26 protein-coding genes, 1 tRNA gene and 1 pseudogene are annotated in these 26,189 nt (G+C 62.5%); 9 read left to right on the top strand and 19 right to left on the bottom strand.

Annotation, left to right across the window (positions count from 1 at the left end):
• Positions 1-61: 61 nt before the first annotated feature.
• The 5 genes and pseudogenes from cydX to rpoH form a co-directional block, all read right to left on the bottom strand.
• A pseudogene (gene cydX / locus H1204_RS01545) lies at positions 62-142 on the bottom strand (cytochrome bd-I oxidase subunit CydX); the annotation flags it as partial.
• Between the two features lie 27 nt (positions 143-169).
• Positions 170-1,306, bottom strand: coding sequence for a cytochrome d ubiquinol oxidase subunit II (gene cydB, locus H1204_RS01550; protein ID WP_180729528.1), 1,137 nt, complete (start codon positions 1,304-1,306; stop codon positions 170-172).
• A gap of 51 nt (positions 1,307-1,357) precedes the next feature.
• Positions 1,358-2,947 (bottom strand): cytochrome ubiquinol oxidase subunit I, encoded by a 1,590-nt coding sequence (locus tag H1204_RS01555; RefSeq protein ID WP_180729529.1) that lies wholly within the window; start codon positions 2,945-2,947, stop codon positions 1,358-1,360.
• Complete coding sequence (cydP, locus tag H1204_RS01560) at positions 2,937-3,209, bottom strand: cytochrome oxidase putative small subunit CydP (RefSeq protein WP_180729530.1); 273 nt, start codon at positions 3,207-3,209, stop codon at positions 2,937-2,939. The genes H1204_RS01555 and cydP overlap by 11 nt, the downstream gene beginning before the upstream one ends.
• Before the next feature lie 314 nt (positions 3,210-3,523).
• Positions 3,524-4,459, bottom strand: a complete 936-nt coding sequence (rpoH, locus tag H1204_RS01565; protein WP_180729531.1) for an RNA polymerase sigma factor RpoH — start codon at positions 4,457-4,459, stop codon at positions 3,524-3,526.
• A gap of 320 nt (positions 4,460-4,779) precedes the next feature.
• Between rpoH and H1204_RS01570 the strand changes: the two genes are divergently transcribed.
• Positions 4,780-5,343, top strand: coding sequence for an acyloxyacyl hydrolase (locus H1204_RS01570; RefSeq protein WP_180729532.1), 564 nt, complete (start codon positions 4,780-4,782; stop codon positions 5,341-5,343).
• Positions 5,344-5,388: 45 nt separating this feature from the next.
• The gene (locus tag H1204_RS01575) at positions 5,389-5,772 is read left to right on the top strand and encodes a nuclear transport factor 2 family protein (protein ID WP_180729533.1); all 384 of its coding nucleotides are present in this window, start codon (positions 5,389-5,391) and stop codon (positions 5,770-5,772) included.
• A 136-nt stretch (positions 5,773-5,908) separates the two neighbouring features.
• Here the strand turns inward: H1204_RS01575 and leuA are convergent, their stop codons facing one another.
• Positions 5,909-7,567 (bottom strand): 2-isopropylmalate synthase, encoded by a 1,659-nt coding sequence (gene leuA, locus H1204_RS01580; RefSeq protein WP_180729534.1) that lies wholly within the window; start codon positions 7,565-7,567, stop codon positions 5,909-5,911.
• 513 nt (positions 7,568-8,080) lie between these two features.
• Positions 8,081-9,049, bottom strand: coding sequence for a DNA-binding protein YbiB (ybiB, locus tag H1204_RS01585; protein WP_180729535.1), 969 nt, complete (start codon positions 9,047-9,049; stop codon positions 8,081-8,083).
• Between the two features lie 265 nt (positions 9,050-9,314).
• Between ybiB and H1204_RS01590 the strand changes: the two genes are divergently transcribed.
• Positions 9,315-10,013 carry a fumarylacetoacetate hydrolase family protein gene (locus tag H1204_RS01590; RefSeq protein ID WP_180729536.1) on the top strand — a complete coding sequence of 233 codons (699 nt, stop codon included), beginning with the start codon at positions 9,315-9,317 and terminating at the stop codon, positions 10,011-10,013.
• 34 nt (positions 10,014-10,047) lie between these two features.
• Positions 10,048-10,692 (top strand): maleylacetoacetate isomerase, encoded by a 645-nt coding sequence (gene maiA / locus H1204_RS01595; RefSeq protein WP_180729537.1) that lies wholly within the window; start codon positions 10,048-10,050, stop codon positions 10,690-10,692.
• Positions 10,693-10,779: 87 nt separating this feature from the next.
• Here the strand turns inward: maiA and ftsY are convergent, their stop codons facing one another.
• Complete coding sequence (ftsY, locus tag H1204_RS01600; RefSeq protein WP_180729538.1) at positions 10,780-11,937, bottom strand: signal recognition particle-docking protein FtsY; 1,158 nt, start codon at positions 11,935-11,937, stop codon at positions 10,780-10,782.
• 291 nt (positions 11,938-12,228) lie between these two features.
• Between ftsY and rsmD the strand changes: the two genes are divergently transcribed.
• From rsmD to H1204_RS01615, 3 genes are all read left to right on the top strand, one after another.
• On the top strand, positions 12,229-12,867 hold the full coding sequence (rsmD, locus tag H1204_RS01605) for a 16S rRNA (guanine(966)-N(2))-methyltransferase RsmD (RefSeq protein WP_180729539.1): 639 nt from the start codon (positions 12,229-12,231) through the stop codon (positions 12,865-12,867).
• Positions 12,868-12,984: 117 nt separating this feature from the next.
• Positions 12,985-13,494 carry a pantetheine-phosphate adenylyltransferase gene (coaD, locus tag H1204_RS01610; protein WP_180729540.1) on the top strand — a complete coding sequence of 170 codons (510 nt, stop codon included), beginning with the start codon at positions 12,985-12,987 and terminating at the stop codon, positions 13,492-13,494.
• 144 nt (positions 13,495-13,638) lie between these two features.
• On the top strand, positions 13,639-13,896 hold the full coding sequence (locus H1204_RS01615) for a YfhL family 4Fe-4S dicluster ferredoxin (protein ID WP_079498069.1): 258 nt from the start codon (positions 13,639-13,641) through the stop codon (positions 13,894-13,896).
• Between the two features lie 57 nt (positions 13,897-13,953).
• Here H1204_RS01615 and hisC read toward each other — a convergent pair whose 3' ends face one another.
• From hisC to H1204_RS01655, 8 genes are all read right to left on the bottom strand, one after another.
• Positions 13,954-15,033 carry a histidinol-phosphate transaminase gene (hisC, locus tag H1204_RS01620; RefSeq protein WP_180729541.1) on the bottom strand — a complete coding sequence of 360 codons (1,080 nt, stop codon included), beginning with the start codon at positions 15,031-15,033 and terminating at the stop codon, positions 13,954-13,956.
• A 34-nt stretch (positions 15,034-15,067) separates the two neighbouring features.
• The gene (gene pth / locus H1204_RS01625) at positions 15,068-15,670 is read right to left on the bottom strand and encodes an aminoacyl-tRNA hydrolase (protein WP_180730835.1); all 603 of its coding nucleotides are present in this window, start codon (positions 15,668-15,670) and stop codon (positions 15,068-15,070) included.
• 120 nt (positions 15,671-15,790) lie between these two features.
• The gene (locus tag H1204_RS01630; protein WP_180729542.1) at positions 15,791-16,402 is read right to left on the bottom strand and encodes a 50S ribosomal protein L25/general stress protein Ctc; all 612 of its coding nucleotides are present in this window, start codon (positions 16,400-16,402) and stop codon (positions 15,791-15,793) included.
• 153 nt (positions 16,403-16,555) lie between these two features.
• A complete protein-coding gene (locus tag H1204_RS01635) occupies positions 16,556-17,512 on the bottom strand; it encodes a ribose-phosphate pyrophosphokinase (RefSeq protein ID WP_035987628.1) in 957 nt (318 codons plus the stop codon).
• A 47-nt stretch (positions 17,513-17,559) separates the two neighbouring features.
• Positions 17,560-17,636, bottom strand: a tRNA-Gln gene (locus tag H1204_RS01640).
• Positions 17,637-17,687: 51 nt separating this feature from the next.
• Entirely contained in the window at positions 17,688-18,569 is an 882-nt protein-coding gene (gene ispE / locus H1204_RS01645; RefSeq protein ID WP_180729543.1) for a 4-(cytidine 5'-diphospho)-2-C-methyl-D-erythritol kinase, read from the bottom strand.
• Between the two features lie 26 nt (positions 18,570-18,595).
• Positions 18,596-19,228: a lipoprotein insertase outer membrane protein LolB gene (gene lolB, locus H1204_RS01650; RefSeq protein ID WP_180729544.1), complete on the bottom strand. Its 633-nt coding sequence runs from the start codon at positions 19,226-19,228 to the stop codon at positions 18,596-18,598.
• Positions 19,228-21,069 carry a tetratricopeptide repeat protein gene (locus tag H1204_RS01655; protein ID WP_180729545.1) on the bottom strand — a complete coding sequence of 614 codons (1,842 nt, stop codon included), beginning with the start codon at positions 21,067-21,069 and terminating at the stop codon, positions 19,228-19,230. The genes lolB and H1204_RS01655 overlap by 1 nt, the downstream gene beginning before the upstream one ends.
• Before the next feature lie 290 nt (positions 21,070-21,359).
• Between H1204_RS01655 and mutM the strand changes: the two genes are divergently transcribed.
• Together mutM and mutY are read left to right on the top strand one after the other, a co-directional pair.
• The gene (gene mutM, locus H1204_RS01660; protein ID WP_180729546.1) at positions 21,360-22,190 is read left to right on the top strand and encodes a bifunctional DNA-formamidopyrimidine glycosylase/DNA-(apurinic or apyrimidinic site) lyase; all 831 of its coding nucleotides are present in this window, start codon (positions 21,360-21,362) and stop codon (positions 22,188-22,190) included.
• Between the two features lie 7 nt (positions 22,191-22,197).
• Positions 22,198-23,301 (top strand): A/G-specific adenine glycosylase, encoded by a 1,104-nt coding sequence (gene mutY, locus H1204_RS01665; RefSeq protein ID WP_180729547.1) that lies wholly within the window; start codon positions 22,198-22,200, stop codon positions 23,299-23,301.
• A gap of 9 nt (positions 23,302-23,310) precedes the next feature.
• Here the strand turns inward: mutY and H1204_RS01670 are convergent, their stop codons facing one another.
• The 3 genes from H1204_RS01670 to hprK all read right to left on the bottom strand — a co-directional run bounded on the left by H1204_RS01670 (position 23,311) and on the right by hprK (position 25,950).
• On the bottom strand, positions 23,311-23,946 hold the full coding sequence (locus H1204_RS01670) for an LON peptidase substrate-binding domain-containing protein (RefSeq protein ID WP_180729548.1): 636 nt from the start codon (positions 23,944-23,946) through the stop codon (positions 23,311-23,313).
• A gap of 64 nt (positions 23,947-24,010) precedes the next feature.
• The gene (gene rapZ, locus H1204_RS01675; protein ID WP_180729549.1) at positions 24,011-24,904 is read right to left on the bottom strand and encodes an RNase adapter RapZ; all 894 of its coding nucleotides are present in this window, start codon (positions 24,902-24,904) and stop codon (positions 24,011-24,013) included.
• Between the two features lie 77 nt (positions 24,905-24,981).
• Positions 24,982-25,950, bottom strand: a complete 969-nt coding sequence (gene hprK, locus H1204_RS01680; protein WP_007579699.1) for an HPr(Ser) kinase/phosphatase — start codon at positions 25,948-25,950, stop codon at positions 24,982-24,984.
• Positions 25,951-26,189 lie beyond the last annotated feature (239 nt).

The following is a 26,189-nucleotide window of genomic DNA, read 5'->3' on the forward strand; positions in this document are numbered from 1 at the left end:
GCGCCGATTTTCGTTTACCCGCTTACCGTTTGTCCGGATCAGCGTCCGGGTCGACGGCGTTGTTCGCTTCGAGCCACATCACGTTGATGATGCCGAGCGCGAGCGCAAGGCCGATACCGAGAATCCAGCTGAAATACCACATGGTTCGCCCCCTCTTGCGCGCGGCGTGTCAGTACATCGAATGATGGTTCTGTTCGATCGCGTCGGCCGTCACCTTGCCGCGCATCACGCGATACACCCAGCTCGTGTAAATAAGCACGATCGGCAGAAAGATGATCACCGCGATCAGCATGATCTGCAGCGTCATCTGGCTCGATGTCGAATCCCAGACGGTGAGGCTGCTGCGTCCATCGAGCGATGACGGCATGATGAACGGAAACATCGAAAAGCCCGCCGTCAGGATCACGCCGATCACCATCAGCGACGTCGACAAAAACGCGCTGCGCTCGAAGCGCGAGCTCGCCAGCAGGAGCGCGAGCACGCCGCCGACCACGCCCGCGACAGGTGCCGCGACCATCCACGGATACATCGCATAGTTCGTGAGCCACAGACCCGGCGCGCCGATCACGTTTTTCAGCAGCGGATTCGCGACGGTGTCGAATGGCGCGGGCTCGGTGATCTGATAGCCGCCGATAAGCGTCGCGATCAGCACGCCCCCGATCAGAAACAGCGCCACCGCGACCAGCGACGCAATGCGCAGTGCAATCGATGCGCGCCGCGCGACGACGCCATCCGACTTCATCTTGACGAACGCCGCGCCGTGCGCGGTGAGCATCGACACGCTCACCACGCCACACAATAGCGCGAACGGATTGAGCAACTCGAAGAAGCTGCCGTGATAGGTGACGCGCAGATCCTGATCGAACTGGAACGGCACGCCTTGCAACAGATTGCCGAACGCGACGCCGAACACCAGAGCCGGCACGAAGCCGCCGACGAACAGCGCCCAGTCCCACGCATTGCGCCAGCGCGGATCATCGCGCTTGCCGCGATAGTCGAAGCCGACCGGGCGGAAGAACAGCGCGAACAGCACGAGCAGCATCGCGAAGTAAAAGCCTGAGAACGACGCGGCATACACCAGCGGCCACGCGGCGAACATCGCGCCGCCGGCGGTGATCAGCCAGACCTGGTTGCCCTCCCACGTCGCGCCGACGGTGTTGACGACGATGCGCCGCTCCCCATCCGTCTTGCCAATGAACGGCAGCAGGATCGCTGCGCCCATATCGAAGCCGTCGGTGAGTGCGAAGCCGATCAGCAGCGCGCCGATGAGCACCCACCAGATCACTTTGAGGGTTGCGTAATCCATAGCGATGTTTCCTCGTGTTTTCCTGCGACGGCAAATTGCTGTCGATCCCGCTCATGCAGCCGTGTTCGCGCCAACCGCCGGCTTCGCGGTCTGCTCGTGGTGGTAGCGCCCTGTATGCAGCGACGAAGGACCCAACCGCGCGTACTTGAACATCAGCGTGATCTCGATGATGAAAAGCGCGGTGTAGAACACGACGAAGCCCGCGAGGCTCAGATACAGATCGCCCGCTGTCAGGCTCGACGCCGATAGCGAAGTCGGCAGAATGCCGGCGATGGTCCACGGCTGGCGCCCGACTTCCGCGACGATCCAGCCGAACTCCGCCGCGAGCCACGGCAGCGGAATCGCCCACACGGCCCAGCGCAGGAACCAGCGGCGGTTGTCGCGCAGCAGCGAGCGTTGCGCGCAGAAGAAGAACGCGAGCACGAAGGTCGCGAGGAACAGGATGCCCAGGCCGACCATCAGCCGGAACGACCAGAACACGGGCAGAACGGGCGGCACGGTTTTCTTCGCGGCCTGTTTGATCTGCTCGGCGGAGGCGTCGGTGACGTTCGGCGTGAACTGCTTGAGCAACAGGCCGTAGCCGAGGTCCTGCTTGTGCTGGTCGAAGGCAGCATGCGTGGCGTCGCTCGCGTCGCCTTGCTTGATCTTTTGCAGCGCGCCATACGCAAGCATGCCGTTGCGGATGCGCGCCTCGTTGCGCGCCATCAGTTCTTTCAGACCAATGACAGGCTCGTCGAGCGAACGCGTCGCGATGATGCCAAGCGCGTAGGGCACGCGCAACGCGTAGTCGGTGCGCTCCGCCTGCTGGTTCGGAATGCCGATAATCGTGAACGGCGCGGGCGGCGGCGCGGTCTCCCATTCGGATTCGATCGCGGCGAGCTTCATGCGCTGCACTTCGCCCGTGGTGTAGCCCGATTCGTCGCCGAGCACGATCACGCACAAGGTGGACGCCAGCCCGAAGCCGGCCGCGACGGCGAACGAGCGCAGCGCGAAGTCGATGTCGCGGCGCTTGAGCAGATACCACGACGATAGCCCGAGCACGAACATCGACGCCGTCACGTAACCCGCCGACACCGTATGCACGAACTTCACCTGCGCAACGGGATTGAAGATCACCGCGAACAGGCTCGACAGCTCCATGCGCATGGTTTCGTAGTTGAACTCAGCGCCGACCGGGTTGTTCATCCAGCCGTTCGCGATCAGGATCCACAGCGCGGACAGGTTCGAGCCGAGCGCGACGAGGAACGTGACCATCAGATGCTGGATGCGCGACAGCCGGTTCCAGCCGAAGAAAAACAGCCCGACAAACGTCGATTCGAGAAAGAACGCCATCAGCCCTTCGACTGCGAGCGGCACGCCGAAAATATCGCCGACGTAGTGCGAGTAGTACGACCAGTTGGTGCCGAACTGGAACTCCAGCGTGAGACCCGTGGTGACGCCCATCGCGAAGTTGATGCCGAACAGTTTGCCCCAGAACTGCGTCATGTCCTTGTAGATCGGCTTGCCGGTCATCACGTAGACGCTTTCCATGATGACGAGCAACCACGACAGGCCGAGCGTCAGCGGCACGAACAGGAAGTGATACAGCGCCGTGACGGCGAATTGCAGGCGAGAGAGATCGACGACGTCGCTAGCGGGCATGGTTGACACCTTGAGTCGAGGGCGGCGATGGGACGGATGCGGGCACCGACAGCAGCGCCTGAGCGACCTGCGCAGGCGGCAACGACATGTTCTGCGCCTGCGGGTGATTGAAGAACGCGAACTTGAGCGCGAACAGAAGCGCGAATTTGATCGCGAGCACGATCAGGATGTCGCGGGCGAAGGTCGGACCGCGAGCCCACGCGACGATGCGGCCGGAGAGCGTGCGGCGGGTGGCATTCCTGTGATTGAGCGTTATGGCCATGTTTTATGGGCAACGACATCGCGCCGGTTGACCCGGCAAGACACAGTGCGCATCACTCGCGGCACTGGCGCGTGCACAACCATTGTAGGAATGGGATGGCGGACGAGCCCGCGTCATCGTGTCGCGAGATGGCCCGTCGCTATCACTAATAAGTCACGATCTGCGCGAGGTCAAGGCAATGTCTCGACATTGACGCGTATCTGCGCAATATTTGACGACACGCAAGAAAAAACCCCGCCTTCTTGCGAAGTGCGGGGCTTTGTTTCGAAACGGATGCGGCCGGTGACTGGCGCGCGCCCGCTGCTTCTCTGTGGTTACGCGAACTCGGCCAGCGCGGTGCGCATTTTCTTCATCGCGCTTGCTTCGATCTGGCGAATCCGCTCAGCCGATACGCCGAACTCGTCGGCCAGTTCGTGCAGCGTCGAACCGCCCGAACCGTCGTCTTCCACATGCAGCCAGCGTGCTTCGATGATGCGGCGGCTGCGTGGATCGAGCGACTCCAGCGCGCTCGCGATGCCGTCGCTATGCAGACGGTCACGCTGACGCGCGGCCAGCACGGCTGTCGGCTCGCTGTGCGAATCGGCCAGATAGGCGATCGGGGCGAATGCTTCTTCGCCGTCCTCGACCTGGCCTTCGAGCGCGATATCGCCGCCCGACAGCCGCGTTTCCATCTCGGACACTTCCTCGCGCTTCACGTTCAGCTCTTTCGCCAGGCCCTCGATCTCGTCTGGCGTGAACGACTGCAACCCTTGCTTGTGGCTGCGCAGGTTGAAGAACAGCTTGCGTTGCGCCTTGGTCGTCGCCACTTTCACCATGCGCCAGTTGCGCAGGATGTACTCGTGGATTTCGGCCTTGATCCAATGCATTGCATAGGACACGAGGCGCACGTTCTGCGTCGGGTCGAAGCGCTTCACGGCCTTCATCAGGCCAATGTTGCCTTCCTGGATCAGATCGGCGTGCGGCAGACCATAGCCAAGGTAATTACGCGCGATCGACACGACCAGTCGCAGATGCGACAGGACGAGCTTGCGCGCCGAGCCGAGGTTGTTCTGCTCGCTGTACTCGGTGGCGTACTGGCGCTCTTCTGCCGGCGTCAGCATCGGAATCCGGTTCACGGCCTGGATGTAGGCGTCGATATTGCCCAGCTGGCCGGGCAGCAGAGAAGCGTGCGAGAGCGCCAGTGCACCTGCCGGAGCGGCCTTAGCCGATGACGGGCTCAGAGTACTCGGAAGGGTCAATGTGTTGCTCACGTAGCAAACTCCTTTATTCAGACAAATGTCCGCAAAAGCGGACCACGATGGATGTTAGCACTCTCATTTCCCGAGTGCTAATACTTAGAAGCCATAGGGGCATGCAAGTTCCCTCTTTCCTATCGAAAATGCACATTCAATAGCATCGTACCTCATCTGCGGGTTTGGCACCGAACGCTTAGCATTCGTCGGCTGCAGCAAAATTCTGCAATCGTCGGTAAGATTTTTTCGGAAACAGAAGCAGTGATTTGCGCTTCTGTCTCTAAAATGTCGCTGCACGATGTCCCTTGCTAAACGACGTTGCAATCGGTGGACGCTCGATGGAAAAAAAGAACAACCCCATGTCTAATCTGGCACTCAAATGCGTCGTCGCCGCAGCGCTTGTCGGCGTATCGAGTCTGGCTTCTGCGGACCAGTTCGGCGTTCAGATCGCGGGCGGTCTCGCCGATCACCACGTTCACAAGCTCGATCTTGGCTTCGTCTGGGACCCGAATCTGACCTGGTGGGAAATCGGCGACTGGCATTTCGCGCTGATCGGCGAGGCGCACGCCGCGTGGTGGCATACGGACGAAGGCAACGATCACGACAATATCGGTGAATTCGGCGTGACGCCGGTCGTGCGGTTCATCAAGGGCTCGGGCGCGATCCGCCCGTTCATCGAGGCGGGCATTGGTGTACGGGTTTTGACCCATCCGAGCATCGCGTCGAGTTACACGCTCAGTTCCGCGTTCCAGTTCGCCGACATGGTGGGCGTCGGCGCGCAATTCGGCTCGCGTCAGCAGTACCAATTTGGCTACCGCTTTCAGCACATCTCCAATGCAAGTATCAAAGAGCCGAATCCTGGTATAAATTTCCAGCAGATTTACGTGCAGTACAACTTCTGACGACCGCTGCCGCTGTCGGCGCCGTTGTCGATAGGGGCGAACGCGATGCCGGCAAAAGTGATCGAAGCGATTCGCGGGCTCGAGCGCGATCGATTTCGCGCGATGGTGGAAGGAAACGGACCGCAGCTCGACGCGCTGCTGTCGGATAACGTCATTTACGTCCACACGAACGGCAAGCGCGAGTCGAAGCAGCAGTTCATCGACGCCATTACGGCCGGGCGCCGCCGCTACCGCCAGATCGAGGTGCAGTCGCAGGACGTGTTGCCTGTCGGACGCGAGACCTGCGTCGTCACGGGGCGCGCGCTGATCGAGATGGAAGCGAATAGCGGCGCGCTGCTCTTTCCGATCGCCTACATGGCGATTCAGGCGCAGGAAGACGGCAAGTGGCAGCTGATCGCGTGGCAGGCGACGCGTTGCGCAATCGAGTGACGCGGATCGCACCATCACTCTTTTCCTGACGGAAGCCGCTTTGTGAGCGGTCCGTGCGCGCTGGCGACGGTTGAATCGCCGGCGTTTGCGCTGCTGCCGTCTTGCCTGTTCGTTTTCGCTTTGCCTCGGTTTGCCGTTACGCCGCGACGCGCCGGTCGACAGCCGCCCAACCCGCACGATTGACGCCACTGACGACGGCATCGACGACGGCCGTCATTTCGTCCTCCGCTACGCCGATGCCGTGACGCATCGGCTGCTCGCCGACGCGGCTGGCGACGAACACGACCGTGCGGCCGTCCGTGGTGCGCGCCGTCTCGAACGATGTAATTTCGATGGTTTGCTTCGAAGCTGCCGCCATTTCCTGCGCGACCGCCTTCGCATACGCCTCATGACCGTCGACGCTCGCCGCCGCCGTCGCGGGGACGGCAATCTCGCGCTTGTTCCAGCGCACCGTCGATCCGTTCACGCGCTGCGCCGGACCGTCCGCCTCGAAGTATTCGCGGGCAAAGAGCGTGCAGATCGCGTCGCCCGTCACTTCCTCGCCTGACTGATCCGCCACCGTCTGCACCGCGTGGCTGAATTCGATCTGCACGCGCCGCGGCAATACGAAGCCCATGCCGCGCTCGACCAGATACGTCGCGCCGCCCTTGCCCGACTGGCTGTTCACGCGGATCACGGCGTCGTAGCTGCGGCCGACGTCGGCGGGATCGATGGGCAGATACGGCACTTCCCAGACGGCGTCGGGCTGTTGCTGCGCGAAGCCCTTGCGGATCGCGTCCTGATGCGAGCCGGAAAACGCCGTGTAGACGAGGTCACCTGCATATGGATGACGCGGATGCACGGGAATCTGGTTACAGCGCTCGACTACGCGGCGCACGGCGTCGATGTCCGAGAAATCGAGGCCGGGGTCGATGCCTTGCGTGTAGAGGTTCATCGCGAGCGTCACGATATCGACGTTGCCCGTGCGCTCGCCATTGCCGAACAGACACCCTTCGATGCGGTCCGCGCCCGCCATCAACGCGAGTTCGGCTGCGGCGACGGCCGTGCCGCGGTCGTTATGCGGATGCACCGACAACACGATGCTGTCGCGATAGCCGAGATTGCGGTCCATCCATTCGATCTGATCGGCGTACACGTTCGGCGTCGCGGCTTCGACGGTGGCGGGCAGATTGACGATCATCTTGTGATCGCGCGTCGGGCGCCACGTCTGCGCGACGGCGTCGCAGACCTCGCGCGCGAACGGCAACTCGGTCATGCTGAAGGTTTCGGGCGAATACTGGTAGGTCCAGTGCGTCTGCGGACGGGCATCGGCATGTTCGCGGATGATCCGCGTGCCTTCCACTGCCAGCGCCTTCACCTCTTCCTGCGACAGCCCGAACACGATCTTGCGGAACGACGGCGCGATCGCGTTGTACAGATGGACGATCGCGCGCGGCACGCCTTCGAGCGCCTCGAACGTGCGCGCAATCAGGTCGGCGCGCGACTGCACGAGCACTTCGATCGTCACGTCGTCAGGAATCCGCTTTTCGTCGATCAGCTTGCGGACGAAATCGAAGTCGGTTTGCGACGCCGACGGAAAACCGACTTCGATCTCCTTGAAGCCGATCGCGACGAGCATCTCGAAGAACTCTGTCTTCTGCGCGATGCTCATCGGCTCGATCAGCGACTGGTTGCCGTCACGCAAGTCGGTGCTCATCCAGATCGGCGCGCGGTCGATCGTGCGGGTGGGCCACTTGCGGCCGGTCAAACGGACGGTGGGGAAGGGGCGGTACTTCTCGGCAGGGTTGCGCAACATGTTGAGGCCTCGTTCGATTCGTCTAGTCGTGTGCTGGGTGAGGTGGCGTCGAGCGGCTGGCGGGCTGCCACAGATGCACGTCCCGCAAGCCGGGCGCTAGCGGGAGCAACGAACGGGCGCGAACAAACAGCGTCGTCTGAACGACGACGAAGGCAACGATCGGAACAGAAGCCCATGCAACGTGCATTTGACCCTCGCGATTCGTCCGAGCGATAAACGGACGAATACGGACGACTACAGGTTTTGAAGGAACTACGGATTGGGGTGAAACAGGAACTGCTTTTGAGGACCGCCGCGAGCCGCTGTGGCGACTGCGTGCGGCGCTACGCCTTGCTTACGCTAGACGTAGCGATAGGGGCCGCGCTAGGCGGCCGAGGGTAATTCGGAGGGTGTTCGGAATGGAACGCATTTTTACAAGATAAGCGAGGCGGCTGGGGGCTGTCAACCCGCCATTCGCCGCGATACCTTCCCGAGAGCGTTCGCCGAGGCGAGCGGGAAGGCCGTCGGCCCTTGTCAGGCGGCCTTCCGCGCGATTTCGACGATCAGTTCGACCTGCCGCGTGATGGCGGCCGGCACGGGCGCTTCGCCGTCCAGCACGGCGGCGATCCACGCAGCCGTGGTCGGCGCGTCGCGGCCTTCGGGCAAGTCGACCTCGGGCGCATCCGGCGACGAGCGTTCGGCCGAGACGCGTGTCTCGCAGATGCCGTCATGCAGCCAGTCGATCTGCACCTGGCGGCGTGTATCGGCGACGGCTTCGCCTTCGGTGCCGCGCGCAAGCAGCGCGCCGCCGACAGCCATGTCGGGATGCGAGACGAACAACTGTGTCAGGCTCTCGCGATAAGGCGGATGCGTGTAGTTCACGAGCCGCAGGCCCGCCGGCGCGAAAGGCTGGAGAATCTTCACGAGCGTGTGCGTCGAATTGCGCACGCCCATCCGCCGACGCAGTGCCAGCAGCCGCGCCAGCTTCGGCGCGAGCGTGCTAATGGGCGCGAACGCGATCCGCTGGTTTGCGAGGCTCGTTTCGATATCCGCGTGCGTCTGCGCGGGCGCGAGGTTCAGATGCGCGAAGATTTCGGCGCTCGTCACGCGGCCGGGATCTTCCGTGACGCCGTGCACCAGCACGGGCACGCCTTCGCGCGCGAGCAGTAGCGCCAGCAGCGGCACGAGGTTCGGCTGCTTGCGTGCGCCGTTGTAACTCGGAATCGACACGGCCTGATACTCACCGTGCTTCACGTTGACGGGCGCGAACGAAGCGTGGGCGGCGGCGAGCATCGCGGCCAGCTCGTCGGCGGATTCCCCTTTCACGCGGTACGCGAGCAGGATCGCGCCCAGCTCCAGGTCGGATACGCGGCCGTCGAGCATCGCGCTATAGAGCGCGTGCATGTCCTCCGGCGTGAGCGCGCGCGCGCCGTTGGGGCCGCGGCCGATTTCCTTGATGAATCGGGCGCAGGGAAATGGAGTGGTGTCGGTGAGATCGGTCATCGGGCAAATCGGTATGTGGGGGACGGCGGGCAACGACGCTTCGCACGCGCCGCGAGCGCTGATACGGCGCGCTACGTTTCCTTTCGAGTATCGCACGCCGGGTGCGCCTGCAGAATGCGAGCAAATTCATGGCCCGCCATGAACCTTACGGGACGGCTTCAGCGCGCGCCACCTGGCCGTTCGGCCAGGCTACGCGCGAATCGGCGCCGCGTTACACTCAATGCTTCGCCGCGTCGGAGCGGCTCAACAAAAGACGGAGAACGGAATGGGTTACGTGTTTGCGCCAGCGCCGGTGACGGCAGTGCCAGTCGTCGGATCGGACGATCAATTCGCGGTGCGCCGCATTTACTGCGTCGGCCGCAATTACGAGGCGCACGCGCGTGAAATGGGCCATGATCCCGATCGCGAACCGCCGTTCTTCTTCGCCAAGCCCGCCGACGCGGTGCTGTATGTCGCGCCGGGCGCAACGGGCGAATTTCCGTATCCCGCGCAGTCGAAGAATGTGCACTTCGAGATGGAACTCGTCGCGGCAATCGGCAAGGCAGGCAAGAACATCTCGGCAGACAGCGCGCTCGATCACGTCTACGGCTACGCGCTCGGTCTCGACATGACGCGCCGCGACCTGCAGGCGGAAGCGAAGAAGCTGGGCCGTCCGTGGGACACCGCAAAGGGCTTCGACCATTCGGCGCCGCTCGGCCCGATCCATCCTGTTTCGAAAGTCGGTCACGTCGGCAAGGGTGCGATCTGGCTGACCGTCAACGGCGAGGAAAAGCAGCGTTCGGACGTGTCGCAACTGATCTGGTCCATCCCCGAAACGATCGCGTATCTGTCGACGCTCTTCGAACTGCAACCGGGCGACCTGATTTTCACGGGCACGCCGGAAGGCGTCGGCGCAATCGTGAAGGGTGATCTGATGAAGGGCGGCGTGGACGGGCTGGGCGAGTTCAGCGTGCGCGTGGTCTGACGTCGCCAACGCCATTCAGGGGGAGAACAACACAATGAAGCTGTACAGCTACTTTCGCAGTTCGGCATCGTATCGCGTGCGTATCGCGCTGAACCTGAAGAACCTGCCTTACGAGTACCTGCCCGTGCATCTGTTGCGCGGCGGCGGCGAGCAGTTCAAGCCCGAGTACCGCAAGCTCAATCACGATGCCGTCGTTCCCACGCTGGTGGACGGCGACAATGTGATCACGCAGTCGCTCGCGATCATCGAGTATCTCGACGAGACGCATCCCGAGCCGCCGCTGCTGCCGTCGAAGCCCGTCGATCGCGCGTATGTCCGCTCGATCGTTCAGCAACTCGCGTGCGAGATTCATCCGTTGAACAATCTGCGCGTGCTGAAGTATCTGAAGCGCACCGTGGGCGTGAACGACGAGGTGAAGGACGCGTGGTATCGCCACTGGATCAGCTCGGGCTTTGCCGCGCTCGAAGAATATCTTGTTGCGGACGGCCGCGCGGGCAAGCTGTGCTTCGGCGATACGCCCACCATCGCCGATATCTGCCTCGTGCCGCAGGTGTTCAACGCGAACCGCTTCAATGTCGATATGAATCCGTATCCGACTATCCGGCGTATCTGCGAGCACGCGAACACGCTTGATGCGTTCGCGCGCGCGGAACCCGGCGTGCAGCCCGATGCCGAGTGAAGCTCTGAAGCAATGAAAAAAGGGCGTCATGCGAATGCATGACGCCCCTTGTCTTTCAACCGCTGTCAGCTTCAGAAGATCACAACATCAACCCAGCAACGCATCCGAAAACTCTTCGGCGCTGAACGGCTGCAAGTCTTCGACCTTCTCGCCGACTCCGATAAAGTACACAGGCACGGGGCGTTGCCGCGCGATCGCCGCGAGAATGCCGCCCTTCGCCGTGCCATCGAGCTTCGTCACGATCAGGCCAGTCAGGCCGAGCGCATCGTCGAAAGCCTTCACTTGCGCGAGCGCGTTCTGACCGGTGTTGGCGTCGATGACGAGCAGCACCTCATGCGGCGCGCCGTCCATCGCCTTGCCGACCACGCGCTTCACCTTGCGCAGTTCTTCCATCAGATGAAGCTGCGTCGGCAGACGGCCGGCCGTGTCCGCCATCACCACGTTGATCTTGCGGGCGCGCGCGGCACCGACGGCATCGAAAATCACCGCGGCGGGGTCGCCGCTTTCCTGCTGCACGACGGTCACGTTGTTGCGCTGGCCCCAGATCGCGAGCTGTTCGCGCGCGGCGGCGCGGAACGTGTCGCCCGCAGCGAGCAGCACAGACTGATTGAAGTGCTGCATATGCTTCGCAAGCTTGCCGATGCTGGTGGTTTTGCCTGCGCCGTTGACGCCTGCGATCATCATCACGGTCGGCTGGTAATGGCCGAGCGTCAGCGACTTTTCCAGCGGCTTCAGCAGCTCGACCAGCAGCGTGCGCAGCGCGCCCTTGACCTGCTGCGGATCGGTGAGGCGCTCGGCGCGCACTTTCTCGCGTAGTGCTTCGAGCAGAAACTCGGTCGCGTCGACGCCCGCGTCGGACATCAGCAGCGCCGTTTCCAGTTCTTCATACAGGTCTTCGTCGATCTTCGCGCCGACGAAGATGCCTGTGATGCTCGAACTGGTTTTCGACAGGCCGCTGCGAAGGCGCGTGAGCCACGAGCGCTTTTCGGCTGCTTCGGGCACTGGCGGCGGGATGATTTCAGCGGCTTCGTCGTCCGCATCTTCGAAGTCGGCGGCGTCGGGGACGTAATTGGGATCGAATTCAGGCGCATCGGCCGAGTCAGGGACGGCTTGCGAACGCGCGGCGGCGGGTGCTTTCGGCTCGGCCACGTCCTGCATGCCGACGTCGGCGGAATCGGCCTGCGGCGCTTCAGGCGTGTCGTCGGGCGCCTTGGAACCCTTGAATCGTTTGAAAAAGCTGAACATGGTCTGGACTGGAGTGAGATTGCGCCGGATTCCTGCTTTGGCCCGGCGACGCGTGGCGACGAACGGCGGCGAGCCACGCGACAGTTCGGCGGCGTCCGCATGGCAGCGAAATATGCGAAGCGCTGGAAGCCGCACATTTTATCAGGCGCGTCAGGCGGCGTCGTGAGCGCCGGCACGTGTGCACCGCCGTAGTGAACTTTGGCGAAGGCGGCTGCGCGCGTGTGGTAACGTTGGCGCTCCGGCCCGCAGATCAACGACGATCGGCGGGCGCACGCTCAACAGACGAACCGCATGTCCCGTACTCCCCCTTCACGCGCGAAGCCCGCTGCAAAAAACGGCGCAAAAAGCGCGCCTTCCGGCCGTGGCCAACCGCACTCTATCCGCATCATCGGCGGCGACTGGAAGCGTACGCCGCTGCCCGTGATCGATCTCGACGGCCTGCGGCCGACACCCGACCGCGTCCGAGAAACGCTGTTCAACTGGCTCGGCCAGCGGCTCGACGGCCAGCGCTGTCTCGATCTCTTCGCCGGCAGCGGCGCCCTTGGCTTCGAGGCCGCGTCGCGCGGTGCGGCGCGCGTGCTGATGGTCGAGCGCAACGCGCGCGCGGCGGCGCAACTGCGTGCCAATCAGGCCAAGCTGGCGGCGGGCGCGATCGAAGTCGCCGAAGCCGACGGGTTGCGTCTCGCCGCGAGCCTCGCGCCCGGCTCGTTCGACGTCGTATTCCTCGATCCGCCGTTCGGCGACGATCTGCTCGACCGCGCGCTCGAACTCGCCGCGCCGCTGATCAGCCCGGATGGCTTCCTGTATGTCGAATCCGGCGAATCGCTCGATTCCGCCGGACATGCGGCACTCGAAGGCTGGTCCGTGGTACGGCAGGGCAAGGCAGGCGCCGTCCACTATCATTTGCTGCAGCGCGAAAATGAGGAATAATGCGCGTTCCATAACAAGCGCCGGGCGGCTTGCCGTTACGCGCGCGGTATCGTCGTCAGACGAGTCCTGCGGGGCGTGTTCCGGCACGCCTTCTAGTCTGTAGAGAGGAGAAATCCCATGGTTGTCGCCGTGTATCCGGGTACGTTCGATCCGCTCACGCGCGGTCACGAAGACCTCGTGCGTCGCGCATCGAGCATTTTCGACACGTTGGTGGTGGGCGTAGCGGATAGCCGCAACAAGCGGCCATTCTTTAACCTCGAAGAGCGGCTCGAGATTGCGAACGAAGTGCTAGGCCACTATCCGAACGTTCAGGTGATGAGCTTCAAGGGGCTATTGAAGGATTTCGTCCGCGTCAACAATGCGCGCGTGATCGTGCGCGGGCTCCGCGCCGTGTCGGACTTCGAGTACGAGTTTCAGATGGCGGGCATGAACCGCTATCTGCTGCCCGACGTCGAGACGATGTTCATGACGCCGTCCGATCAGTATCAGTTCATCTCGGGCACGATCGTCCGCGAAATCGCGCAACTCGGCGGGGACGTGAGCAAGTTCGTGTTTCCGTCCGTCGAAAAGCGGCTGCAGGACAAGGTCGCCGTGCTCGAAGAGGCGCGGGCCGCCGGCAAGCCGTGATCCTTGCGCGCCTGACGGCCTGGCGCGTGCGTTGTCCGCGATAACCCGACACACAGCGTGGTCTATCCGTCAGGCGTAAAATTGCGGATTACGGAACGTTAGCCGGCATGCAGAGCACGCGTGCCGGCATGAAGTGAGAACAGCATGGCCCTGATGATTACCGACGAGTGCATCAATTGCGACGTGTGCGAGCCCGAGTGCCCGAACGACGCGATTTCGATGGGCCCGGAAATCTATGTGATCGACCCGAAGAAGTGCACCGAATGCGTTGGCCATTTCGATGAGCCGCAATGCGTGCAGGTGTGTCCCGTCGAATGTATTCCGCGCAATCCGGAACATCTGGAGACGCAGGATCAGTTGATGGAGAAGTACAACGGGTTGCAGGCGGGGAAGAGCGCCTGATTCATCTGAAAGCGGCGCGCCGTTTGAATAGCGCGCCGTTGTTTTGTCGGCCGCGCCTTAGCCGACGTACCCGCCAAGAATATTCTTCAACGCATCCAGCAGCGTGTCGCATTCGGCATCGGTGCCGATCGAGATGCGCAGATGCTGATCGATGCGCGGCAGCTTGAAATGCCGCACGAAGATTTCCTTTTCCCTCAGCTGCGCGGCGAGCGTTGCGGCGTCATAGCCTTCGTGACGCGCGAACACGAAATTTGCCGCCGACGGCACGACTTCGAATCCCAGCGCCGTCAATTGCGCCGTCATCCGTTCGCGACTCGCGATGACCTTTTCGGTGCACTCGCGGAACCACGCGTCGTCCTTGTATGCCGCGGTCGCGGCGGCCTGCGCGAGGCGGTCTAGCGGATACGAATTGAAGCTGTCCTTCACGCGGTTCAACGCATCGATCGACGCGGCATCGCCGAATGCGAAGCCCACGCGCATCCCCGCAAGCGAGCGCGACTTCGACGTCGTATGCACGACGAGAAGATTTGGATACTTGCCGATCAGTGAGATCGCAGATTGCGCGCCGAAGTCCACATACGCTTCGTCGATAACGACGACTGAATTCGGATTCGATGCGACGAGTTCTTCGATATCCGAAAGCGGCAGTGCATGACCCGTTGGTGCATTGGGATTAGGGAAGAGAACGCCGCCGTTCGGTTGCGCGTAGTCATCGATGCGGATCTGAAAGGCATCGTCGAGAGGAATCGTCCGGTACGCGACGTCGTAGAGACGCGCGTAGGTCGGATAGAAGCTGTAGGTGACGTCCGGAAAGAGAATCGGCTTATCGTGCTTCAGAAGCGCCTGAAACACCGTGGCGAGCACTTCATCCGAACCGTTGCCCGCAAACACCTGATCCACCTTGAGCCCGTGATGCGCGGCGACAGTCTCGCGTAACACGCGCGCCGTCGGATCGGGATAGCGGCGCAGCGACTCCGCGGTCTCGCCAAGCTCGTTGCGGATCGCGCCCACGACAGCGGGCGAGGGTGGATACGGGTTCTCGTTGGTGTTCAGCTTCACGGGATGCGCGAGCGCGGGCTGCTCGCCCGGCACGTACGGCGTCAACCGGTGAACGATATCGCTCCAGTAACGGCTCAAGTTCTGCTCCTCTGTTCGGCGCGGCGGTATGCAGTCAAGGATTGCGATGCAACTGCATCATCGCGCGTTCGAGTTCGCCCTTGACGACGGTCGGCATCACCGCGAGCGCGCGTTCGATCGACGCATCGATCACGTCCTGCTCTTCCCTGCGCGGCGGCTTCAGCACGAAGTTCGCGACGTCGGGTTTCGCGCCCGCGCGTGCGCTTTCTGGAATCAGGTCGCGTGGATGACCGATGCCGATGCGCAAGCGCCAGTATTGCTGGGTCGACAGATGCGCGGAAATGTCCTTCAGGCCATTGTGGCCGCCGCTGCCGCCACCGAGCTTCAGCTTCACGGTGCCGGGCGGCAGGTCGAGTTCGTCATGCGCGACGAGAATCTGATCCGGCAGGATCTTGAAGAAATGCGCGAGCGCGACGACCGATTGACCCGAGCGGTTCATGTACGTCTGCGGCTGCAGCAGATGCACTTCCTCGCCATACAGACGCGCTTTCGCATAGAAGCCGTGAAAACGTCGCTCGTCACGCAATGTCGCGGCGGCTTCGCGCGCCAGTTGGTCGACGAGCCAGAAACCGGCGTTGTGACGCGTCGCGGTGTATTCGGCGCCCGGATTGCCGAGCCCGACGATCAGCTTGATCATGTTCGAGTGGGCCACGCGGCATGCCGCGCAACCTGAAAAAACCGAAAAAAAACCCGCCGGGGCGAACCGCGGCGGGTTACGTCGACCGTTCCATTGAAACGGATCGAGAGGATAGCGGTCTTATTCGGCAGCCGGCTTTTCGCCTTCAGCCGACGCTTCTTCCGACTGGGCACCAGCAGGAATCGGCGCCGAAACGATCACCGGGTTTTCTGCGACGAGGTGCGCAACCAGTGCGACGCCAGCCGGCAGAACGATGTCCGTTGCGTGCAGCGATTGACCCGCTTCGATCTTCACCAGATCGACTTCGATGAACTCCGGCAGAGCGGCCGGCAGGCATTCGATTTCGATTTCGTTGATGACGTGCGAGATGATCGCGCCGCCCAGCTTCACAGCCGGGTTGCTTTCCTGATTCATGAAGTGCAGCGGCACCTTCGTGTGCAGCTTCTTCTTTGCGTCGACGCGCTGGAAGTCCACGTGCAGGATGATCTGACGGAACGGGTGGTATTGCACGTCGCGCAGCAGAACCTGTTGCGACTTGCCTGCCACTTCCAGCTCGAGGATCGACGAGTGGAATGCTTCTTTCTTCAGTGCGTGCCACAGCGCGTTGTGATCGAGTTCGATCAGTTGCGGTTCGCCAGCGCCGTACACGATGCCCGGGGCCTTGCCCGAGTTACGCAGGCGGCGGCTCGCACCCGTACCTTGCAAATTACGCTCGAAAGCGACTACTTTCATTTGAATCTCCATTATCTGCCCGCGACCAGGCAGTAAAACGGGCCTTGCTACCCTTGACGGGCTGAAGACCCCAGACAAACCGGCATGAACCTTCGTTCGTTCACGCCGAATGCAAAAGCGCCGCATTCATCATGCGGCGCTTTCGCGAATACTTTAGCCTTCCGCGAACAGCGACATCACCGAGTCGCCGCGACGGATACGCGAGAATGTCTCGGCCAGCAGACCGGCGCTCGTCAGCGAGCGGATCTTGGCGCACGAGCGGGCTTCTTCGCTGAGCGGGATCGTGTCGGTCACGACGAGTTCGTCGAGCGCCGATGCAGCGATGCGCGGACCCGCGCCACCGGACAGAACCGGGTGAGTCGCGTACGCGAACACCTTCGTCGCGCCGCGTTCTTTCAGTACTTGCGCAGCCTTGCAGAGCGTGCCTGCCGTGTCGACCATGTCGTCCATGATCACGCAGGTGCGGCCGTCGACTTCACCGATGATGTTCATCACTTCGGCGACGTTCGCCTTCGGACGACGCTTGTCGATGATCGCGAGATCGCAGTTCAACTGCTTGGCCAGCGCACGGGCGCGAACCACGCCGCCGACGTCCGGCGACACGACCAGCAGGTTCTCGTGATTCTGCTTGCGCAGATCGCCGAGCAGAACGGGCGTGGCGTAGATGTTGTCGACGGGAATGTCGAAGAAACCTTGAATCTGGTCAGCGTGCAGATCCATCGTGATGATCCGCTCGACGCCAGCGATTTCCAGCATGTTCGCCACGACCTTCGCCGAGATGGCAACGCGCGCCGAACGCGGGCGTCGATCTTGACGGGCATAGCCGAAGTAGGGGATGGCTGCGGTGATCCGGCCAGCGGATGCGCGCTTGAGCGCATCGACCATGATCATCAATTCCATCAGATTGTCGTTGGTCGGCGCGCAGGTGGACTGAAGGACGAAGACGTCCTTGCCACGCACGTTTTCCTGAATCTCGACCTGGATCTCACCGTCCGAAAAACGGGAGACCATTGCTTTGCCGAGGGGAATACCGAGGATCTTGACGACTTCCTGTGCAAGCGCTGGATTTGCGTTGCCAGTAAAAACCATCAGGCCGTCATGGCTGCTCATCATGCACCTGCTTCAGGCTGTGGGAGGCGAGGAACTGCGAGAATTTTTGGCAGGGGAGGAAGGACTCGAACCCTCGAATGCCGGAATCAAAATCCGGTGCCTTAACCAACTTGGCGACTCCCCTACACTAACTTTGAGCTTCACTGAACGTGTAGGCCGTTCAGTGCCGCGAAACTTATGCCGCGAAAGCAAAGAGTGGATGCGTATCCAGACTTGCCGTTACTGCGCTGTTCCATTCGACTGGCAGTTTGGCTTGCGCCGCGACTGCTTCATCTTTACTACGGAACGCTGCAAAAACGCTTGCGCCTGATCCTGTCATCCGCGCCGGCGCGATGTTATCAAACCATCTAAGCACCTGCGCAACTTCCGCGTATTTTCCTACGACAACTTGCTGCATGTCATTCCGGCCGAAGCTATCAGGCCATTCTGCGTTGCAGCTTTGCTGTGCAAGAAAGTCCGTAATTATGAGAGCCTTTGTATCTCTTGTCAACGCTTTTTCTGAAAAAATTGCTGACGTTGGAACATGAACTCTCGGTGTCACCACCAGAAAGTGGCGCGGCGGCAATTGTACATGCTCGAGTGCTTCTCCGACACCCTCTGCGAATGCATTTTTTCCAAAAACAAAAAAAGGCACATCGGCGCCAAGTTTCAATGCGAGCGCCTGCAACTCCGCGCGCGGCAGATCGAGCTTCCACAGACGGTTCAGCGCGAGTAGCGTCGTCGCTGCGTCGGAACTGCCGCCGCCAAGCCCTGCGCCCATCGGCAGTACTTTATCGATCTCTATGTTCACGCCCAGGCGCGTGCCCGTGTGTTCCTTCAGCAGCTTCGCCGCGCGAACGGTGAGGTCGGTCTCGGCGGGTACGTCGGCGATGTCGATGCCGCGCGTGATCGCGCCGTCGTCGCGACGCGTGAAGTGCAGCGTGTCGCCCCAGTCGAGCAACTGGAATACCGTCTGCAGTGCGTGATATCCGTTCGGCAGGCGCCCGGTGATATGCAGGAAGAGGTTCAGCTTCGCTGGGGCGAGACAGTCGCGCAGCGAGTCGTTCGTTTCGATCATGAGTCTTTGCGAGGCGCGCGTGCGGATTACTGGTCGAGCACGAGCTTGATGTCGAGCGGTGGTTCGGTGCGCGCGAGATTCACGCGCTTCACGCCGGTTGCAGGCGCATCGGCATAGGCGATGTAGTCGATCGTCCAGCCGTCCTGTTGAATCTCCTTCAGACGCGTGTCCTGCTGCGGATCTTTCTCGGTCTTCGCATTCGATGTCGGCGCAACCGACGGCTGCAGCCAGTAGCGCAGCCCTTCGACCGGCAGCGCGAAACCGAGCGCGTTCTGCATCAGCGTGGAGACGTTATCGGCCGTCAGCGGCTGACGGTTCGGCAGTTCGAGCGTGGCGGCCGACGGCGACGACGTGACGATCGCCATTGTCTGTCCAAGCGGGTTGCGCAGTTGCAGCGTCACGGTGTCGCCGTGTTCCTGCCAGTCGAAATTGCCGTACGCATTGCGCTGCTGGCCGTTCTGGTCGACGTACTGAACGGCGAAGCGTCCGTGATACGCGCGGGTGGTCTGAGCGGTGACAGCCGTCGCTGCATTCGACGTGGACGGACCTTGCGGCTTGACGGAGGCGCAGCCCGACAAGGCGACGATGGCTGCGGCTGCGAGACCCAGCGCCGCGCGGCGCGGCGCTGGAGAGGAAAACACAGGAAAAGAAAAGTGCATCAGAGATCGTTCACCTGAAAACGTTTGAGCGTTTTGACGAGCGTATCGTTGTCGGGTTCGAGCTTGCGGGCATCGCGCCATGCCGCGCGTGCCTGATCCTGGTCGCCGCTCTTCCACAGCACTTCGCCGAGATGCGCGCCGATTTCGGCGTTCGGCTGCAGGTCGTAGGCCTTGCGCAGCACCTTGATTGCATCGTTGGTATCGCCGAGCCGGTACTTGACCCAACCGACGCTGTCCATGATGAACGCATCGTTCGGCGACAACGCCAGCGCCTTCTCGACCAGCTTGTCCGCTTCCTGCAGACGCTGGTTGCGGTCTGCGAGCGAATAGCCAAGCGCGTTGTACGCCTGCGCGTTGTCTGGTTGCGTACGCATCAGCTTGCGCAACTGAGTTTCCATCACGTCGAAATGGCCGTTCTTTTCGGCAGCCATCGCGTAGTCGTACGTGAGATCGGGGTCGTCGGGGAAATCGGTGGTGGCCTGGGCAAGACGCGCCTCGGCCTCCGGGTAGCGCTTCGCGTCGAACAGGATCGCCGCGTCGGTGCGCGCGATCAACGCCTGCTCATGCGGGTCCTGCGTGCGAATGGCGGCGAGCAGCTTGCGCGCGTCATCGGATTTACCATCTCTTTGCAGCAATTGCGCGCGCGTGATCTGCGCGGGAATGTACTGTGTGCTCGTGGCGGGAATCTTGTCCAGCCAGCGGTTCGCACCTGCCGTGTCCTTCTGTTCAAGCGACAACTGCGCGAGATAGATATACGCCTGACCCGGATCGGCGCCCGGCGTCTTCTCGGCCTTTTGCGCATACTGCTGCAGATAGTTCTGCGCTTCCGGCAAGTTCTTCTGCTGGATCTTGATGAGCGCGAGCGCCATCAGCGGCGTCAGATCGTTCGGGTTGTCCTTCTGCATGTACTCGAACTGTTTCTGCGCGTCGTCGAGGCGGTCGCTGGCCAGATACATTTGCGCGAGCGCGAGCCGGGCCTCATGCGACTTCGGATTCGCCTGCACGTATTTCTCGATCGACGCGATGCCTTCCATGCGCTCTTCCGGTCCCATCTGCGACAGCATCAACGCAGCGGGCAGATAGTCGGGCTTCAGCTTGAGCGCCTGTTCGAGTGATTTGCGCGCACCGGGCGCGTCGTCGGCAATGAGTTGCTGACGCGCGATTGCGAATTGCGCTTCGGGGCGGTTCAGGTCGTTCGCGACCAGATCCTGCAGCACGTGCAGGCCGCCGATGCGATTCGGCCCACGCGAAATCAGCAGTTGCAGCGCGAGAATGCCGTTACCGCGGTTTTCAGGCGGAATCTTCGCGAGTTCTTTCGCAAGCATCGGCTTCGCGTCGTCGGGTTTGCCTGACAGCACGAGCAGCGACGCATCCAGTTGCGCGGCACGTTCCGATTGCGGCGCATACTGTTGCCACAATTGCGCAGCCGTCAGCGCATCCGACGGGCTCTGCGCGGCGAGGGCGATTTCTGTCGCGCGCTGCGCCATGCGCGGGTCGTGCGTGTCACGCGCGAGCGAGAGATACGTTTGATACGCCGGCGCGGGCTGGTTGCGTTGCAACGCGACTTCCGCCGCGAGCACCTGGAACACGATCTGGCTCGTCAACGCGACGCTGGGCAGATTGGCTTTTTCGTCAGCGGAATCGGGGCCGAAAGCATCCTGCACGGAGACGGTGTTGTCATCCGTATCGGGCGATGGGTCCTGCGCATGCGCGGGCAATGCGCCGAGCGCCCAGACAGCCAGCGCGGCCACACCCAGCAGCCGGCGTGCGGAAACAGCGTGCGGCACGCCATTCGCACCGGTCCGGCGCTTCAAAAACTGCTTAACGATGGACAGGTTCATACATATCCGTTCAATGTTTCAGTCGATTGTAACGCGCTCGCTACAATAAGCGCATAACCGCGGACGCAAGTTGCAGACCAGTCGTGCGCGTCCGCGCCAATAACGGGCGAGCGGCCACAAAGGGCACGCTCCGCCGATTGCAAAAACTTTGCGCGGCGGGCGGCCGGAAGGCGCGTCCGTCGCGTCATGTTCCGTGTGGATACGTCCGGTATCCACTTCGTTCCATTTTTTGCGCCCGGTCATACCGTCGGCCGGCGCAAGCCCGTTGTTAGCGATAACAGACCTTAAACATGCCAGAGTTACCAGAAGTCGAGGTCACCCGACGCGGAATCGAACCGTATGTGGCCGGACACCGTGTCAAGCGCGTCGAAGTGCGTACGCCGGCGCTGCGCTGGCCGATTCCACCCGGTTTCGCACGTCTGCTGCAGGGCCGGCTGGTTCACAAAGTGGCACGGCGCGGCAAATATCTGCTGTTCGAGATCGACGAAGGCTGGTTCATCGTGCATCTCGGCATGACGGGGACGCTCAGGGTCCTGCGCAACGTGCCGCATCCGCCGGCCGCCGCGAAGCACGATCACGTCGACTGGGTTTTCGACGACTTCATTTTGCGCTTCCGCGATCCGCGCCGCTTTGGCGCCGTGTTATGGCATACGCGCTCGGCAGGCGACATTCTCGAACATCCGCTGCTGGCGGACCTCGGAGTCGAGCCGTTCGCGCCTTCGTTCTCCGGCGCGCTGCTGCATCGAAAGACGCGCGGACGGAAGATTTCAGTGAAGCAGGCGTTGCTTGCGGGCGATATCGTCGTCGGGGTGGGCAACATTTACGCATCTGAAAGCCTCTTTCGCGCGGGTATCCGGCCGACCACGGCCGCCGGCCGCATCTCGCTAGTACGTTACGGTCTGCTTGCAGACGCCGTGCGGATCACGCTTGCCGCCGCGATCGAGAAGGGCGGCAGCACGTTGCGCGATTTCGTCGGCAGTAATGGCGAGAGCGGCTACTTCCAGCTCGACTATTTCGTCTATGATCGCGCGGGTCTGCCATGCCGCGTGTGCGGCACGCCGATCAAACAGATCGTGCAGGGGCAACGCTCCACTTACTACTGTCCGACCTGTCAGCGCTGATCCGTTCATGTCCGTTCCCGCTTCCACGACTGTTTTTCCTACGATACCCACGCTGTCCGATTTCTCTGTGCGGCTGATCGCATGGCAGCGCGAACACGGCCGTCACGACCTGCCGTGGCAGAACACGCGCGACCCGTATCGCATCTGGCTGTCCGAAATCATGCTGCAGCAGACGCAGGTGTCGACGGTGATCCCGTACTACGGGCGCTTTCTCGCCCGTTTTCCGGATGTCGCCGCACTCGCCGTCGCACCCGCCGACGACGTGATGACGTTATGGGCCGGCCTCGGCTACTACACGCGCGCGCGAAATCTGCATCGCTGCGCGCAGGTCGTCGTCGAGCAGCATGGCGGGCGGTTTCCTGAGAGCGTGGAAGCGCTCGCGGAGTTGCCGGGTATCGGACGATCGACGGCGGCCGCGATTGCATCGTTCGCATTCGGCGCGCGTGCGACGATTCTCGACGGCAACGTGAAGCGGGTGCTTGCGCGCGTGTTCGGCGTCGAAGGTTTTCCGGGCGAGAAGAAAGTCGAGAACGGCATGTGGCTGCTGGCGGAATCGCTGCTGCCTGTGAATGCGACCGACGACGACATCAGTGCCTATACGCAGGGCCTGATGGATTTCGGCGCGACGCTGTGCGCGCGAGGCAAGCCGGATTGCGTACGCTGTCCGTTCGCTGTCGATTGCGTGGCGAACGTGACGGGCCGTCAGCGCGAACTTCCGGCGGCGCGCCCGAAGAAAACGGTGCCGACGCGCCGCACGTGGATGCTGCTGCTGCGCGACGGTGACACGGTGATGCTCGAAAAGCGCCCGCCGTCGGGCATCTGGGGCGGCTTGTGGAGCCTGCCGGAAGCGGCGGATGAAGCGGCGCTCGCACAACTCGCGCGCGACTTCGGCGCGACAGCGGGCGTGTCGCCGCTCGCGCCGCTTACGCACGTGTTCACGCATTTCAAGCTCGACATCGAGCCGCGCATTGCGGAGTTCGATCGTGCGGCGAAAGTCGCGAGCGCTCGCGATGCCGACACCGTATGGATCTCGCTGAACGAACTGGACGCGTATGGCGTGCCGGCGCCCGTGCGCAAGCTGCTCGAAGGCCTGCAGGGCTCGCTGATCTGAACGCCGGTGCTACAGCAGCTGATGCTGCTGCATGTAGTGATGCACGATGTCGATCCGTGCGCCGGCGTCCTGCAGTTCCATCAGCTTTTGCCGCGCCTTCAGCGCGATAGGCAGCACTTCGGACAGACGGTTCGATACCCACGTCGGATCGTCGAGCCTGAACGGTTCGAGGAACGGCAGGCTCTCGGCATCGCGCTCGCGGATCGTCGCGATGATGCGCTCCAGCACTTCCGCACACGCGCCGAACTTTTCCATGTAATGGGTGCCTTCGAGCGGCACGTCGCTGCCGACCAACTCGGCCATCCCGACCAGCAGGCCGCCTTGCTCGACTCGATGCGACAGCAACCGGAACCGTGCGGTGCCGCGCGCGCGAATCAGCAGCATGCCGAACTCGTCGACATCGCAAACGTCGATTTCCGCGAGGCAACCGACGGTCTCCGGCACGGACGGTTCATCGGGCTGCGCGACTTCCCCGCCGCTTTTCAGCAGACACACGCCAAACGATGTGTTGTCGCGCAGACAGTCGCGCGCCATGTCGAGATAGCGTGCCTCGAAGATCTTCAGCGGCAGCAGTCCATCGGGAAAAAGAACGGTGTGCAAAGGAAACAGCGGCACATCGGCAAGCACGGACGGTGTAGAGGACATGGCGCAACGCTTCGGTTAGGGCCGCCGCGGCGAGCGACGGCCGGTCGGGCCACCATCGGATAACTCAGGCGACCAGTTTCGATGAGTCGTCGACGTTGATCGGCGCATCGCGATGCCGCACTAACACGTTTGCTTCGCTCGCGAAACGCGCGGCAAGCGTTTCGGCGATGAATACCGAGCGGTGCTGTCCGCCCGTACAACCGATTGCAACGGTGAGATAACTGCGATTGTCGTCGCGGAAATGCGGCAGCCATTTCTGCAGAAACGATTCGATGTCGCCGATCATCTGCTGAACGACGGGCAGTGCGTCGAGGAAATCGATGACGGGCTTATCGAGTCCTGTCAGCGGACGCAGTTCGCGGTCGTAATAGGGATTCGGCAGCGTGCGCACGTCGAACACGAAGTCGGCGTCGAGCGGCACGCCGCGCTTGAAGCCGAATGATTCGAACATCAGCGCGAGGCCCGTGTGCTCCTGCTCGATGAAACGCTTGACCCACGCGCGTAAAACGTTTGCCCGCAGGTTGCTGGTATCGATCTGATGGCCGAATTCGGCGAGCCCCGCGACGAGTTCGCGCTCGCGCTCGATCGCTTCGGCAAGCGACGTCAGCACGCCGACGTCGGCATCGTGTGCGGGCGAGCCCGACAGCGGATGGCGGCGGCGTGTTTCGGAAAAGCGTTGGATCAGTGCCTGCGTGCTGGCGTTCAGGAACAGCACGCGTACGTCGTGCTGGCCGGCGAGATCGCGGATCATTTGCGGCATGTCGTCGAGCGAGGCGCCCGAGCGCGCGTCGATCGCCACCGCGAGCCGGTCCTGGCCGTGGCCCGCGAGGTACGCGGCGAGTTCGGGCAGAAAGCGCGGCGGCAAATTGTCGACGCAGTAGTAGCCCGCGTCTTCGAGCGCGTTCAAAGCGACAGACTTGCCGGAGCCGGAGATACCGGTGATCAGGATAATGCGCATGGAGTCGTGGAATCCGTTGGGTTCATCATAGCATCCGGTGTCACCCGCTGTGCCGCCGCGGCTTCGCGCGCATTGCGTCAGATCAGCTTGCCGGGAAACTGGCTGTCAGGGTCTTGCATGGCGAGGCGCTGGCGGTCCATGAAGTCGCGCAGTGTGTCGATGCCGCGCAGTTGCAGGATCGTGTTGCGCACGGCGGCCTCGACCAGCACGGCGAGGTTTCGGCCGGCCGCCACCTGGATCGTGACCTTGCTGATGGGCAGGCCGAGCACGTCGACGGTCTGGCTTTCGAGCGGCAGGCGCTGGAATTCGCCGTCCGGCCGGCGTACCAGCTGGACGATCAGCTTCAGCTTCATTTTCCGGCGCACGGCCGTTTCACCGAAGATCGTCTTGATGTCGAGCAGGCCGAGGCCGCGCACTTCGAGCAGATTCTGCAGCAGCGGCGGGCAGCGTCCTTCGACGAAATCCGGGCCGAGGCGCACGAAGTCGACGGCATCGTCGGCGACCAGACCGTGACCGCGCGAGATCAGTTCGAGGCCAAGCTCGCTCTTGCCGAGGCCCGAGTCGCCCGTGAGCAGCACGCCCATGCCGAGAATGTCGAGAAACACGCCGTGCAGCGTTGCACGCGGCGCAAGGATGCGCGACATGTAGAGGCGCAGGCTGTCGATCACGGCAGCGGGCGACATCGGCGTGGTAAAGAGCGGCGTCGACGAGCGCGTGCAGCGCAGGACCAGTTCCGGCGGCGCGGCGACGCCGCCTGCGACCACGAGGAACGGCGGCTCGAGCGCGATCAGCTCGGCCATGTGACGCGAGCGGTCTTCGTCGGATTGACGCTGGTAGTAATTGGTTTCGGCTTCGCCGAGCACCTGGATCCGGTTTGGGTGGATCAGGTTAAGGTGGCCGACGAGATCGGCGCTGGACGTTGCAGTCGCAACCGTTTCCGCCGAGAAGCCGCGCTCCCAGCCCTCATGCCCCGTCAGCCAGCTGAGTTTCAGCGCGGCGGCGTTGTCGTCGAAAATGCTTTGGGCGTTGATGCTGGACGTATCCATGAATCCCTGACTCCCTGACCTCGTATGTGCCGCTAGGGTGCTGCTGGCGTGCTAGTGTCTGCCGCCTGCTCGCTGCGCGCCGGCTGCTGCCGGTCCGCTGTTGCCAGTGTTGCGACTGCGTGCACGGAACATGTTCGGCTCGCGGCGACGCCGGTTTGCCGGACTTCGCCGCAAGCCTCCAATCAAACGCGGTGCTCCAGCGCCGTGGTTCCTACGTTTTCAGCCGCGAAACGCCGCCA

This window comes from Paraburkholderia sp. PGU19 (assembly GCF_013426915.1).
In the GTDB taxonomy this organism is placed as follows: domain Bacteria; phylum Pseudomonadota; class Gammaproteobacteria; order Burkholderiales; family Burkholderiaceae; genus Paraburkholderia.